Origin of the sequence: Citricoccus nitrophenolicus (assembly GCF_047305825.1) — a bacterium.
GTDB lineage: Bacteria > Actinomycetota > Actinomycetes > Actinomycetales > Micrococcaceae > Citricoccus > Citricoccus nitrophenolicus.
Genome location: NZ_CP063070.1, coordinates 402,770 through 416,053, shown reverse-complemented (window position 1 = coordinate 416,053; position 13,284 = coordinate 402,770). Strand labels below are relative to the sequence as shown.

11 protein-coding genes and 1 pseudogene are annotated in these 13,284 nt (G+C 66.9%); 9 read left to right on the top strand and 3 right to left on the bottom strand.

All coding sequences use genetic code 11. From position 1 onward, the window contains the following. Positions 1–120 precede the first annotated feature (120 nt). The 5 genes from IMT31_RS01965 to IMT31_RS01945 all read left to right on the top strand — a co-directional run bounded on the left by IMT31_RS01965 (position 121) and on the right by IMT31_RS01945 (position 5,310). Positions 121–822, top strand: a complete 702-nt coding sequence (locus tag IMT31_RS01965; RefSeq protein WP_413544352.1) for a response regulator transcription factor — start codon at positions 121–123, stop codon at positions 820–822. Further along, a complete protein-coding gene (locus IMT31_RS01960) occupies positions 819–1,952 on the top strand; it encodes an ATP-binding protein (protein ID WP_413543572.1) in 1,134 nt (377 codons plus the stop codon). Before IMT31_RS01965 ends, IMT31_RS01960 begins: the two co-directional genes overlap by 4 nt. A gap of 73 nt (positions 1,953–2,025) precedes the next feature. Then, positions 2,026–2,358 (top strand): heavy-metal-associated domain-containing protein, encoded by a 333-nt coding sequence (locus IMT31_RS01955; protein WP_413543571.1) that lies wholly within the window; start codon positions 2,026–2,028, stop codon positions 2,356–2,358. Positions 2,359–2,409: 51 nt separating this feature from the next. After that, positions 2,410–4,596: a copper-translocating P-type ATPase gene (locus tag IMT31_RS01950; protein ID WP_413543570.1), complete on the top strand. Its 2,187-nt coding sequence runs from the start codon at positions 2,410–2,412 to the stop codon at positions 4,594–4,596. A 45-nt stretch (positions 4,597–4,641) separates the two neighbouring features. Then, positions 4,642–5,310, top strand: coding sequence for a DUF305 domain-containing protein (locus IMT31_RS01945; protein WP_413543569.1), 669 nt, complete (start codon positions 4,642–4,644; stop codon positions 5,308–5,310). 402 nt (positions 5,311–5,712) lie between these two features. Here the strand turns inward: IMT31_RS01945 and IMT31_RS01940 are convergent, their stop codons facing one another. Further along, positions 5,713–6,102 (bottom strand): heavy metal-responsive transcriptional regulator, encoded by a 390-nt coding sequence (locus IMT31_RS01940; RefSeq protein WP_413543568.1) that lies wholly within the window; start codon positions 6,100–6,102, stop codon positions 5,713–5,715. A 172-nt stretch (positions 6,103–6,274) separates the two neighbouring features. Here IMT31_RS01940 and merA point away from each other — a divergent pair, with 172 nt between their 5' ends. After that, positions 6,275–7,720, top strand: coding sequence for a mercury(II) reductase (merA, locus tag IMT31_RS01935; RefSeq protein ID WP_413543567.1), 1,446 nt, complete (start codon positions 6,275–6,277; stop codon positions 7,718–7,720). A 153-nt stretch (positions 7,721–7,873) separates the two neighbouring features. Here merA and IMT31_RS01930 read toward each other — a convergent pair. Then, positions 7,874–8,002, bottom strand: a pseudogene (locus tag IMT31_RS01930) (AAA family ATPase); the annotation flags it as partial. 168 nt (positions 8,003–8,170) lie between these two features. Beyond that, positions 8,171–8,581, bottom strand: a complete 411-nt coding sequence (locus IMT31_RS01925) for a four-helix bundle copper-binding protein (protein WP_413543566.1) — start codon at positions 8,579–8,581, stop codon at positions 8,171–8,173. A gap of 721 nt (positions 8,582–9,302) precedes the next feature. Here IMT31_RS01925 and IMT31_RS01920 point away from each other — a divergent pair. The 3 genes from IMT31_RS01920 to IMT31_RS01910 all read left to right on the top strand — a co-directional run bounded on the left by IMT31_RS01920 (position 9,303) and on the right by IMT31_RS01910 (position 13,022). After that, on the top strand, positions 9,303–9,665 hold the full coding sequence (locus IMT31_RS01920) for a C40 family peptidase (protein ID WP_413543565.1): 363 nt from the start codon (positions 9,303–9,305) through the stop codon (positions 9,663–9,665). 439 nt (positions 9,666–10,104) lie between these two features. Next, a complete protein-coding gene (locus IMT31_RS01915; protein ID WP_413543564.1) occupies positions 10,105–11,799 on the top strand; it encodes a gamma-glutamyltransferase in 1,695 nt (564 codons plus the stop codon). Between the two features lie 191 nt (positions 11,800–11,990). Beyond that, positions 11,991–13,022, top strand: coding sequence for a DUF418 domain-containing protein (locus IMT31_RS01910; RefSeq protein ID WP_413543563.1), 1,032 nt, complete (start codon positions 11,991–11,993; stop codon positions 13,020–13,022). The last annotated feature ends 262 nt before the right edge of the window (positions 13,023–13,284 follow it).

Genomic DNA, 13,284 nt, shown 5'->3' with positions numbered 1-13,284 from the left:
TACCATTGTCCGTCGGAGGCTCAGGGGCTCCGGACGGTTTGCCTTGAAGGTTTGATGAAGATTTCCCGGCCTGGTGCCTTGGGTTGCGCTCCCGGTCGTGCGCGGGGGCAAACTGAACACATGAACTTTGGCACTGGCTCGTCCGCCGGGCGGGTGTTGGTCGTCGATGACGAGAAGCCCCTGGCGCGCATGGTCGCCACCTACCTGGAGCGGGCCGGCTACGAGGTCACCACCACCCACACCGGGCCCGATGCGGTACAGGCCGCCCGTACGCATGATCCCGACGTGATAGTCCTGGACCTGGGCCTGCCCGGACTGGACGGGATCGAGGTGTGCCGGCGCGTGCGGGCCTTTTCCGAGTGCTACGTGCTGATGCTCACCGCCCGGGGCAATGAACCGGACCGGCTGCAAGGGCTGGCAGTGGGCGCCGATGACTACATCACCAAACCCTTCAGTGTCCGGGAACTGGTCGCCCGGGTGGGGGCGGTCATGCGTCGGCCCCGCACGACGGCAACCGTCCCAGAACCGGCACGGGCCTTCGGGTCGCTGGTGATCGACCTGGTTGCCCACGAAGCCCACGTGGACGGGAAACCGGTAGGGCTGACGCGCACGGAGTTCGACCTGCTGGCGGCCCTGTCGGGACGTCCCTATCAAGTGTTCTCCCGGCGTCAGCTGATCGATATCGTCTGGGATCCGGGGTGGGTGGGGGATGAACGACTCGTGGATGTACACATCGGCAACCTGCGCCGCAAACTCGACGAAGACCCCGGGTGCTATGTCGACACGGTCCGCGGGGTTGGCTACCGGATGGCAGAACAGTGACCGGCCAGCGACGTTACCGCGGCCTGGCGGCCCGGTTCTTCCTGGCCCAGTTGCTGGTGGTGGTGGTCAGCATCCTGGCCGCGGTGGCGGTGGCCTCCCTGGCCGGCCCCCCGCTGTTCCACGAGCATTTGGAACAGGCCGGGGCCGGGCATGATGCGACCCAGATGCTGCACGTGGAGCAGGCCTACCGAGACACCAACTTCTGGACCCTGGGCGTGGCCTTGGCCACCGCCCTAGTCTGCTGCCTGGTGTTGACCTGGTATGTCGCCCGCCGGATCCAGAACCCGATCCATGCCCTGACCCAAGCGGCGACGGCTATGGCGCGCGGCAAGTACGACACCCGGGTCCCGGCCATGGGGGCAGGGACCGAGGTGGAGGACTTGGCCGCCTCGTTCAACACCATGGCCGAGCGGCTCGAACGCACCGAGGGCACCCGCCGTCGGATGCTCTCGGACTTGGCCCACGAGATGCGCACTCCCATCTCCGTGCTCACCGTCTACCTCGAAGCCCTGCAGGATGGAGTCTCACGCTGGGGCGAAGCAACCGGCGAGCTCATGGACGAACAGCTGGCCCGCCTCACCCGGCTGGTGGAAGACATCCACGACGTCTCCCGGGCGGAGGAAGGACGGATCGAGCTCGATCGCACCATCGAATCGGCGGGCGAGTTACTGCAGGCCGCCGCCGAAGCCCATCGGGACACCTATGCCGCCAAGGGCGTGGCCTTGATCCTGAATTCGAGCCAGGACATTGCGACCGTGGAGGTCGACCGCCAACGCATGGGTCAGGTGTTGGGCAACCTGCTCACCAACGCCTTGCGCCACACCCCCGCAAGAGGCCAGGTAACCCTGGACGCTCGGCAGAGTGCAGGAGGGATCACGCTCAGCGTCAGCGACACCGGCGAGGGCATCCTCCCCGAGCACCTGCCGCACATCTTCGAACGGTTCTACCGCGGGGACGCCGCCCGGGACCGGGACCACGGCGGGTCCGGGGTCGGCCTGGCCATTTCTCGGGCCCTGGTCCAAGCCCATGGAGGGTCACTGACCGCCAGCTCCGCAGGTTCGGACGCCGGGGCGACGTTCACCGTCCACCTGCCTGCCCGAGGCGACGGAAACCACTCCACCACATCTTGATTGATACCCTCCAGGGGTATATACCGGGAGCAGGGCGCAGTCCCACCGCCCACATCCGACGAAGGAGCTCATCATGACCGAACCGATGTCCAGCCCCCTGCCGATGGCCTCCGGCGGCTGCTCGTGCTGCGCCCTGGACGCCGCCCCTACTCCGGGCTCCGACGCCGCGGAAACGTCTTTCCCTGCCGCTTCCGGGACCTCCGCCACGTACCGGGTGGAGGGGATGACCTGTGGGCACTGCGTCGGAACCATCGCCGGAGCGGTGAGCGCCCTGCACGGGGTGGACGACGTCAGGGTTGACTTGGTGGCCGGCGGCATTTCCCCCGTCACCGTGACCGGGTCGGCTTCCTCTGACACCGTGCGGGCGGCCATCCAAGAGTCCGGCTACCGCGTCCTGACGTCCTGATTACTTGGCCAGCCACCTCTGCCCCGTAGGGGGCAAGGGAAAGGAAATATCATGAGCACCTCGCACCACCACGGCGACCACCATGCCGGGCATGACCAGCACGCGGATGAAGACACGCACGGGCAGGCTATGCCCGACGGCCACCCCCACTCCGCGATGGATGAAGATCATGCCGTCCATGACCATGGCGAGCACGCCGGGCACTCGGTGGCGATGTTCAAGAGCCGGTTCTGGCTTTCACTGGTCCTGTCGATTCCGGTGGTGGTCTTCAGCCACATGGTTGCCGACCTGCTCGGTTACCGGGTTCCGGAGTTTCCGGGCTCAGACTGGATCGCCCCGGTGCTGGGCACCGTGATCTACCTCTACGGCGGCATGCCCTTCCTCAAGGGCGGGATCACGGAGCTGCGCACCCGGCAGCCGGGGATGATGCTGCTGATCGCGATGGCCATCACGGTGGCCTTTGTGGCCTCCTGGATCACGTCCCTGGGCGTCGGTGGATTCATGCTGGACTTCTGGTGGGAGCTGGCCCTGCTGGTGGTCATCATGCTGTTGGGCCACTGGATGGAGATGCGCGCCCTGGGCGCGGCCTCCTCCGCCCTGGACGCTCTGGCCGCCCTGCTACCGGACGAGGCTGAGAAGGTCACCGAGGACGGCACTACCGTCACCGTTGCGATCGGTGAGCTGGCGGTCGGGGACACAGTCCTGGTCCGCTCTGGGGCCCGCGTGCCCGCCGACGGGACCCTCACCGAGGGCACGGCCGAGTTCGACGAGTCCATGATCACTGGCGAATCGCGGTCCGTGGCCCGCAGTGTGGGCGAAACGGTGGTGGCCGGGACCGTGGCCACCGATAACACCGTGCGGGTGCGCATTGAGGCGGTCGGGACTGACACTGCCCTGGCCGGCATCCAACGGATGGTCGCCGACGCCCAGGAATCCTCCTCCCGCGCCCAGGCCCTGGCCGACCGGGCGGCGGCCCTGCTGTTCTGGTTCGCCCTGGCCGCAGCCATCATCACCGCCATCGTCTGGGTGGCCATCGGCCAGCCGGACGACGCCGTCACCCGCACCGTCACCGTGCTGGTCATCGCCTGTCCGCACGCCCTGGGCCTGGCGATCCCGCTGGTCATCGCGATCTCCACCGAACGCGCCGCCAAGGCGGGGGTGCTGATCAAGGACCGGTTGGCCCTGGAACGGATGCGCACCATCGATGTGGTCCTGTTCGACAAGACCGGCACCCTGACCGAGGGCGCGCACGTTCTCACCGGATCCGCACCGGCCCCAGGCACCTCCGAGGCACAGCTGCTGGCCTACGCGGCTGCGGCCGAGGCCGACAGCGAGCACCCCGTGGCCCGAGCCATCATCACCGCCGCCACCGACCACGCCGAAGCCGCCGCGCTGGGACTGCGCGGCACCGAGTTCCAGTCGACCACCGGCCGCGGGGTGAAAGCGACCGTGGACGGATCCGAGATCCTTGTGGGCGGGCCGAATATGCTCCGCGAACTCGCCCTGGACACCCCCGAGAACCTCCGAGCTGACACCCAGGCCTGGACCGACCGCGGGGCCGGGGTGCTGCACGTCGTCCGTGACCGCACCGTCATCGGAGCGGTCGCCGTGGAGGACAAAGTCCGCCCCGAGTCCCGAGCCGCCGTTGCCGCCCTGCACGAACGTGGGATCAAGGTCGCCATGATCACCGGCGACGCCCGCCAGGTCGCCGAGGCCGTGGGAGCGGACCTGGGCATCGACGAGGTCTTCGCCGAGGTCCTGCCGAAGGACAAAGACTCCAAGGTCACCGAGCTGCAATCCCGCGGCCTGAATGTGGCTATGGTCGGCGACGGCGTCAACGACGCCCCCGCCCTAGCCCGCGCTGAGGTCGGCATCGCGATCGGTGCCGGCACCGACGTGGCCATGGAATCGGCCGGCGTCGTGCTGGCCGGCAACGATCCAAGGGCCGTGCTGTCCATGATCGAGCTTTCGAAGGCCAGCTACGCCAAGATGATCCAGAACCTGGCCTGGGCCGCCGGCTACAACGTGCTCGCCGTTCCCCTGGCCGCCGGCGTGCTCGCCCCGATCGGCTTCGTGCTGTCCCCGGCCGTCGGGGCGGTGCTGATGTCCCTGTCCACCATCGTGGTCGCCCTCAACGCCCAACTGCTACGCCGGACCGACCTTCACCCCGCACGCCTCGCCCCGGCCAACTCTTCGGATCGGGACACCACACCCCAGCCCGCGACGGCCACCAGCTGATCGCGGCCCGGGCCCTATGTCGAAACCCCAATGGAAGGAACCATCATGAAACGCAACACCACCACCCTGGCCGCCCTGACTCTGGCCTCCGCACTAGCCTTGACCGCCTGTGGCGGCACCGGTGCCGAGGACAACGGCGCCGGCTCCGAGTCCACCCCGGCCACCAGCTCGGCTGCTGCCACCTCCACGGCCACGGACACCGCTGCCCCGTCCGCCACGGCTACCGGCTCGGCCGAAGAGATCTCGGCCGAGCATAACGATGCGGACGTGATGTTCGCTCAGATGATGCTCCCTCACCACGAGCAGGCCGTTGTAATGAGCGAGATGCTGCTGGCCAAGGACGACATCCCGGCCGAAGTCGCGGACTTCGCCCAGCAGGTGATCGACGCCCAGGGGCCGGAGATCGAACGCATGAACGCCATGCTCACCGCCTGGGACGCGGAACCCATGGGAGACATGGAGGGCATGGACCACGGCGGGATGAGCGGGATGATGTCCGAGGAGGACATGGCCGCTCTCGAGGAAGCCCAAGGCACCGAAGCGGCCCGGCTATACCTGGAACAGATGACCGCCCACCACGAGGGCGCCGTCGACATGGCCCAGGAACAGGTCGATAACGGCCAGAACCCCCAGGCCGTGACCCTGGCCGAACAAGTCATCGACGCCCAGGAAGCCGAGATCACCGAAATGCAGCGGATGCTCCAGGATCTCTGACGAGGTCCTCCGCCACATCGCGGAGGTGCATACCGTGCCGCCATCACCCTGAGGTGAATCCAAGGCCCCGTCCATTGAGGTGGATGGGGCCGTGGTGGTCCTTGGGCGAATCGGTGTGGAGTTACAGTTCTCTTGGCTCCGCCGGTGCAGCGGCAGATTGTGGGATCAGCCAGCCGGTGGGGAACCGGTGTTTGGCGGGCTCCTCGTAGTCAGGCACGTGCCTGACTGTGTCAACTTGACGGGAGCCCACTACGACGGCCTGAACGGTACCCGCCCGCTGGGGCCCGGGGACATTCTTGTGATGGTAGTCACGAGGTTGAGGCTGTGGTTGGCAATCTTCTGCCAAGTGTCTGGGTGGACTACTGCAGGTCACGGACGGTTGAGATGCGGCGGCCGTGGATCTCAGAGGTAGCTGCAGATGCGCTCGGGATCGCAGCCTGCGGGGGTCCCGGCCGCGACGGTGGCGTGGAGCCCGGCGACGGCGGAGCGGAGCGCCATCAGTTCGGTGATCTGGTTATCGAGGTCGGCCAGCTGCCAGGCGAGCATGTCCTGGACATGGGTGCAGGGAGCCTCTCCGGATTCACGGATGGCCAGAATCTCCCGGATCTGCGCCAGGGCCAGTCCTGCCGTGCGCCCGCGGCGGATGAATTCGAGCCTTGTCACGGATTCCGGACTGTAGTCCCGGTATCCGTTGCTGGAGCGCTTTGCCGCAGGCAGCAGGCCGATTTTTTCATAGAAACGCAGAGTCTTCGCCGTCATGCCGGCCGCTGCCGCTGTCTCACCTATGCGCATCATGAACCCCTGTTCGTGGAGCCGTGAACCTGCCTCCCTTGACATTCCAGTGTAGGGGAAGGTTGAGAATGAGAGGCAGGCATCTGCCCTCGGCTGAGGGTGGGGACGAAAGTAACCGGGGCAGTCCCCGGGCATCGCGCGGGCTGCCGGCGTCAGGACAAATGGAGGTTTCATGACCGGGGCATCGGTTGTTGATTATGATCTGGCGATCATCGGTTCCGGAGGGGCGGGGTTCGCCGCGGCGATACGGGCCACGAACCTGGGCAAGCGAGTGTTGATGGTCGAACGAGGCACCGTGGGCGGAACGTGCGTGAACACGGGTTGCATCCCGTCGAAGGCTCTGCTGGCCGCAGCGGAGGCCCGACACGTGGCCTTGGACGCATCCGGGCGTTTCGCAGGCATCAGCACCTCCGCCGCACCGGTGGAGATGGCCGAACTAATCGAGGCCAAACGGTCACTGGTCGAGACCATGCGGACGGAAAAGTACGTGGATCTTGCTGCCGGCTACGGCTGGGAAGTCCGGCAGGGCACGGCCGTGTTCGCCGTTACCTCGTCCGAACCTGTCCTCGAGATCACCGGACCCGATGGTGACGGTATACGGGTGGGTGCCGAACACTATCTGGTAGCCACCGGTTCAGCCCCCTGGATCCCGTCGATCCAGGGGCTGTCGGACGTGGAGTACCTGACCTCCACCAGCGCCATGGAACTGGACGAGGTGCCTGCATCCATGCTGGTTCTCGGCGGCGGGTACGTGGCGCTGGAACAGGCCCAGCTTTTCGCCCGGCTAGGAACAAAAGTGACCATGCTGGTCCGTTCCAGGCTGGCCTCGGCCGAGGAACCCGAAGCCGCCCACGCGCTGATGGACGTTTTCGCTGATGAGGGAATCCGGGTCGTGCGCCGGGCAACCGTGTCCTCCGTCCGCACCGATGGGGCCAGCAGGGATGTGGTCGCGACCGCTGTCGTGTCCGGAGAACAGGAGGAATTCCGGGCCGCCCGGGTGCTCGTCGCGACGGGGCGGCGCCCGGTCACAGATGCACTGAACCTGGACGCCGTCGGTGTCCGGACCGGAGACCGCGGCGAGATTCTGGTTCAGGCCACGCTTGGCAGCACCAACCCACGGATCTGGGCCGCCGGTGACGTGACCGGCCACCGTGAGTTCGTATACGTCGCCGCCGCCCACGGAACCCTGATGGTGGAGAACGCGTTCAACCAGGCCGGCCGTGACGTGGACTATCGGCATCTCCCCAGGGTCACGTTCACCGGCCCCGCGCTGGCGGCTGTGGGGATGACCGACAAGGAAGCCAACCAGGCCGGCATCCGTTGCACCTGCCGGGTCCTACCCTTGGAATATGTCCCCCGCGCCTTGGTGAACCGCGACACCCGAGGCTTCATCAAGATCGTCGCCGACGCCGATACCGGACGGATCCTTGGAATCACCGCCGTCGGCAAGGAAGCCGGTGACATCGCCGCTGCCGGCGTCTACATCCTCGAGGCTGGGATGACCGTCGAGCAGGTCGCGAACCTCTGGAGCCCCTACCTGACCATGGCCGAAGGCATCAGAATCACCGCGCAATCTTTCACCACCGACGTCTCCAAGCTCTCGTGTTGCGCCGCCTGATTCCTTGGTCAGGCCGGTAACGCGGTCTTCGGCGCGTAGGGGAGCCCCCCGTCTTGAACTGCGCTCATACACAACCCATTTGTTCGCCGGTGGCTTCATCGTCGACTAGACCTCTAGCGAGGCCCAGCGGTGCAGGCTTGGCCCAAGTACCCCTTAACGCCCCGTCTGCGTCAGGCTATGGGCGAGGCGATAGGAGCCGGTGCCGGTTTCGATGATGGCGCCGTTGAAGGTTAGCCGGTCCGCGACCGCGGCGCAGAGGCGCGGGTCGGTTATGTTCTCACTTCGGCTGGCGTGCCCACCATGCCGGATCCGCAGATGCAGCTTCAGAGAGCGGTGGGTTCTTGGCCGCCTTTGCGGTGGATATGTCGGGTTTTTTGCTCTGCGAGGGATGTTCCTATGCCGATGTTCCAGCAGTTTCGGTAGGACGTACCCCACGTTGGTCGGCTGTGCTCAGCCCAGGGAGGCGAGAAGCTCAGTGCAGGCCTTTTCGCAGCGGCGGCAGGCCACGGCGCAGACTTTGCAGTGTTCGTGCATCTCTGCGTGCTTCTCGCACTCCTCCCCGCACGCCTTACAGGCGGTCCGGCAGGCCTCCAGTAGGGCCCGGGTGGTCTCGACGTTGTTGCCGGTCTGGCGGGAGAGCAGACGCCCGGTGGTCGCACAGATGTCGGCGCAGTCCAGATTGAAGCGGATGCACTGGGTCAGTTCCGCGACCATGTCCTCGGCCAGGCACGCGTCCGCGCAGGCCGTGCAGGTCTGGGCGCACTCAAAACAGGCCTCGATGCATTCGGCCAGCTTCTCCTGGTCGATGTTCCCCAAGTCCTTCGGGTAGGTCTCCAGCATCGAGCTCACGTGATGGGTCATGGCTTACTCCTTCATCGGGCCGATCTAGGAAACAGACCGGCTGAAACCGGTCCGCCGTGTCACCGACCGTAGACCCCCACTCGGCCCGGATGAAGGGCTGGTGTTTGAAGATTCCGTGAAGATCCCCGGCGACGACGGGCGCTGCCGCGGAGGCTCAGAGACGATGACGGGCCCGAGAATCCGGCCTTCCAGTGCTCGGGCCGGCCACGGTGCGCACTCGGAACTCTGCATTCGACAAGTTGCGAGTAAATATCGAATCCGTATCGTTACATAACGTTCTGGTCACGGATTTCTTCGCGAGAAGGGACCCATCCAGGTGCCGTCTTTCAGCACCTGGGCAATGCCAGGACTCCGCCTACATCAACACCTACTGAGGTATCTCATGTCCTATCCCACCCGCCGTGCTCGTATCGAGGCCGAAGCTCAAGTTCACCGTTCTCACCGCCGCCGTTCCCTCACCATGGGTGCGGTTGGCCTGACCACCGTTGTGGGGGCCACAGTGGCTGGCATGGGCCCGGCGGCGGCCAACGAGGGCGCCTACTCCGCGCCCAGCGACTCCACTGCTAATTCCTGGACGTGGGAGGCCAGTACCGCAGCCGAGACATCCCGCTCTTCCAGGGTTCACACGCACTCGTCCGCGACCAGCAGTGAGCCGGCCCAGGACATCCAGCGGGCCTCTTACTCCACCGCTTCTTCCAGTAGCACTGGTTGGGGGGCGGCCGTGCAGTGGGCTACGGCCAAGGCTGCCGATCCGGGCGTCGGCTACGTCTGGGGTGGTAATGGCCCGACCGGCTACGACTGCTCCGGCTTCACTCAGAACGCGTTCGCTCAGGCCGGCATTGAGCTGCCCCGGAACTCCAAGGCCCAGTATGCGGCCGCCAGCCAATACGTCTCCCTGGATAACCTCCAGGTCGGCGACCTGGTCTTCTGGTCCAACAACGGATCGGCCTCCGGGATCTACCACGTGGCCATGTACATCGGCGACGGAAAAATCGCCCACGCCCGCAATCCGCAGATGGGCGTGGCCGTGACAGACGTCGACTACAGCCCCTGGAACATGATGGGCACCGCCGCCCGTTACTGAACGGCACGCATTCAGCCTGCTCGCAAGCTGAAGGCCTGCAGGGCCGCTCGGTGCTTGACTGCGTCTCTTCCAATTGGCCCCGGTTGGTGGGCTCGGATTAGACGTAGCGGTTCGGCGGGCCCTTGGTGAAGGTCGCCCCGGCCGCGGTCCACACGGGTGCTGAGCGAGCGGAGTCCGCTTGTGCGACACGTGCTCTCGCGTCGGTCGCAGACCGTTTGGGGAGCCGGTCGGCTGCGTGTCGGTTCTCCCGCGTCGGCGGTGCCTCCGCCGGCGCGGCGAACTTATCTGGGATCGCACGTGGGCAAGAATCATTCGTGACTCAAACGTTATATTCCCAGTCCCCATCGTCGCGAAAGACCTCATGAAAAGCATCGTTTTCCGGGCCGCTTCTGCCTTGGCCGCAGCACTGCTACTGACATCGTGCAGCGCGCCTTCCCCCGTGCCGAACCCCCCTGGGGAAGCAGGCGGCACCGGCTCCGGCGCTTTCGGCTCTCGCACGCCCGATGCCCCGTCGTCGGCCGCCACCAGCCCGACGATGGAACCCGAGCCGGGACAGCAAATCCAGCAGCACGCCGTGGCCGCGGCCCATCCCGAGGCCGTCGAGGCCGGGATGGACATCCTGGCCCAGGGTGGCAACGCCGCCGACGCCGCTGTGGCCACGGCCTTCGCCGTGGCCGTGGTGGAGCCCTATGCCTCCGGGATCGGTGGCGGGGGCTCGGCGATCCTGGCCGGCCCCGGCCACGAACCGGTCAGCTACGACTACCGCGAAGTGGTCGCCCAGGACGGCAGGATCCCGGACTCCGGCACGGGTGTCCCCGGCTTCGTGGCGGGACTCGCCAAGCTCCACGCCGAGCACGGCGACCTGGACTGGCAGGAGATACTGGAGCCGGCGATCGCCTTGGCGGGCGATGGCTTCCCCGTCTCGGAGTTCTTGTCTCTTCGGTTGCGTTCCGACTTCGGCCCCGCCTCCATTGAGGGGCTCAATCATTACAACGACGCTTCCGGCGATCCGCTAGCCGCCGGCGACCAGCTGGTCCAGCGGGATCTGGCCCAGACCATGACCACCTTGGCCCAGGAGGGACCGGAGTCCTTCTATACCGGCAGCCTGGCCCAGGGGCTGACCTCGGTGGACGGCCTGGATGCCGATTCCCTGGCCGCCTATCAGCCGGAGCAGGTCGTGCCGGTCGGCGGTGCCGTCGGGGACTACGAGGTCCTCTCGGCCGCCCCTCCGCTGCCCGGTGCGGCCCTGGTCCAACAGTTGCAGCTCGCCGAGGCCTTGGGCATCGACGGCCACGCGCCCGGCAGCCCCGGATACGTAGACCGGCTGTCCGAGGCATGGATCGCGGCCGAGGGTTCGGTGAAGCACCTGATCGGCGACCCGGACTTCGTGGACGTTCCCGTCGAACGGCTCACGGATCCCGAAGCCAACGCCCGGATCGCCGAGCAGGTGAATCTGCTGGCCGGCGGAGCCGACGTCGGGCCGGAAGCCCGCGAGGGCGCCGTGCCCGATGCCGGGGACGCACTGGTGCAGGCCGCCGGTCAGCCCGTGACGGCAGGGAACACGACGCACCTGACTGTGGTGGACCAGGACGGTTTCATGGTGTCGATGACCAACACGCTCACGAGTTTCTGGGGCGGCAACGAGTCGGAGTACGTGGGCGGGTTCTTCCTCAACAACCAGCTCTCCCGGTTCGCCACGGAGGAGTCGGAGGCCAACCAGCCGGAGCCGGGGCGCAAGTCCGTGAGCTGGTCGGCCCCGAGCATGGTGCTCGACGACGAGGGCAGGCCGGTGCTCGGGCTGGGCAGCCCGGGAGGACACCAGATCCCGAACATCCTCACCGGCGTGCTGGTGGCGTGGGGCCTGCAGGGCGCCACGCTGCAGGAGGCCGTGGATGCACCCCGATTCCACCTGCAGGACGGCGTGCTGGCCGTGGAGGAGGAGCCCTCCCCTGAGCTGGCCGAACTGATCGCGGCACGGGACTGGGAACTGCAGCGCACCGAACGTGATCAGGCGATCTTTGGTTCCGTGCAGGCCTTGGAGATCGACTACGAGACCGGTCAGATCACCGGTGCGAGGGACAACCGCCGGGAAGCGGACGTGGCCATCGCCGACTCCCGGACGGGAGCAGAATGACAGCCATGGGCACTGTTCCCTTTTCCTTCGACCAGCCCGACGGTGAACGGCGGATCCCGCGTCCGTCCGACGGCGGCACCGGTCAACCGGGGCGTGACGACCACGGAGCCAGCGTGGGACGCGCCGGCGACGGACGGTCCGACGGCAGAGGGCAAGGTGGACGACTGGTCGGTCTGGACGTCGCCCGGTCGATGGCAATCATCGGGATGATCGCCGTCAACGTGGGCCCCCGGGGCGTCGACGGCATCCTGGGCACGCTGTACGACCTCCCCCTGGGGCGGGCCTCCCTGCTGTTCATGCTCTTGGCCGGGGTGGGGACATCCATCATGACCCGGTCCGTGCGCGCCCCCGGCAATGCGTCCATGCCGTGGCGTACCCTCCTGTGGCGGGCGGCGCTGCTGCTGGTCGGCGGCTTGGCCCTGCAGTTGGCCGGCCACGAGGCGAGTGTGATCCTGCCCTTGTATGGGCTCCTTTTCATCGCCTGTCTGCCATTGCTGAAGGCACCCGGCTGGTTGCTGGCCGCCCTGTCCGGCGCATCCCTGGTCCTCGGCCCGCTGGTCTGGCTGGCAGTGCGGAGGGAATCTGACGCGTTCCAGGTCACGGAGCCGACCCTGCTGGACCCACCCGCTGAGATCCTGGGCGGCATCCTCTTCACGGGGTCTTACCCGCTGGTGGTGTGGGCGGCTCCCTTCCTGATAGGGATGCTGCTCGGACGGCTCGACTTGCGGAACCCGGCCCTGCACCGACGGCTGGTGTTGTGGGGTGCGGTGGCAGCCGTGGGCGCGTACCTGCTCTCGCAGCTCCTCATCCTGGTCCTGGGCGCGCCGGGCCGGACCGTGGGGCTGGACCGGCTCGTCTCGGCAACCGCCCATTCCCAGATGCCGTTGTGGCTGGTCTCCAGTTCCGGTGCCGCGCTGTTCGTGCTGGGCCTGTGCCTGATGGGGGAAAGGTTCGTGTCCCGGCACCTTTCCGTGTTGGCGGCCACCGGCCGGCTGTCCCTGACCGTCTACGTGGGACACCTAATGGCCCTGGCCGTCGTCGTCCGCCCCGGCCCGGACTCCCTGGCCGAAGGGATCCTGGTCACGGCGGTCCTGTGCACCGCGGCGGTCGCCTTCTCCTGGCTCTGGACCCGACGGTTCCAGACCGGCCCGTTGGAGATACTATTGCGCCTGCCGCCGCGGAAAACGACATCCGAACGAGTAGTGCCCCATAGGGTGGTGTAACGCCCGGTGGTCCGGCACGTCGTTCCAGACGTGGACGCGGCCACCGTGTGATCCTTCGAGTCAACCTCTCACAGAATCCGCGAAGGAGTCATCACGATGACCGCTCCCCATATTGTCGACAGTGATGATGGAGTTCGGTACCCCGGGCGGGGGTCTGACTCGATTGTCGACGGGCGTCAGCGACTGCCTTTGCATGGGATTTGTCGGCCTCACAGCCTGGGGTGCCGCGCATGTGACCGGACCTGTGGTGTGACCTTATAGG

Excerpts from the sequence above, each read along its gene's own strand:
- IMT31_RS01965 (WP_413544352.1), top strand. The coding sequence starts at position 121 with ATGAACTTTGGCACTGGCTCGTCCGCCGGGCGGGTGTTGGTCGTCGAT.
- IMT31_RS01925 (WP_413543566.1), bottom strand. The coding sequence starts at position 8,581 with ATGACCCATCACGTGAGCTCGATGCTGGAGACCTACCCGAAGGACTTG.
- IMT31_RS01955 (WP_413543571.1), top strand. The coding sequence starts at position 2,026 with ATGACCGAACCGATGTCCAGCCCCCTGCCGATGGCCTCCGGCGGCTGC.
- IMT31_RS01945 (WP_413543569.1), top strand. The coding sequence starts at position 4,642 with ATGAAACGCAACACCACCACCCTGGCCGCCCTGACTCTGGCCTCCGCA.
- merA (WP_413543567.1), top strand. The coding sequence starts at position 6,275 with ATGACCGGGGCATCGGTTGTTGATTATGATCTGGCGATCATCGGTTCC.
- IMT31_RS01910 (WP_413543563.1), top strand. The coding sequence starts at position 11,991 with ATGGCAATCATCGGGATGATCGCCGTCAACGTGGGCCCCCGGGGCGTC.
- IMT31_RS01950 (WP_413543570.1), top strand. The coding sequence starts at position 2,410 with ATGAGCACCTCGCACCACCACGGCGACCACCATGCCGGGCATGACCAG.
- IMT31_RS01940 (WP_413543568.1), bottom strand. The coding sequence starts at position 6,102 with ATGCGCATAGGTGAGACAGCGGCAGCGGCCGGCATGACGGCGAAGACT.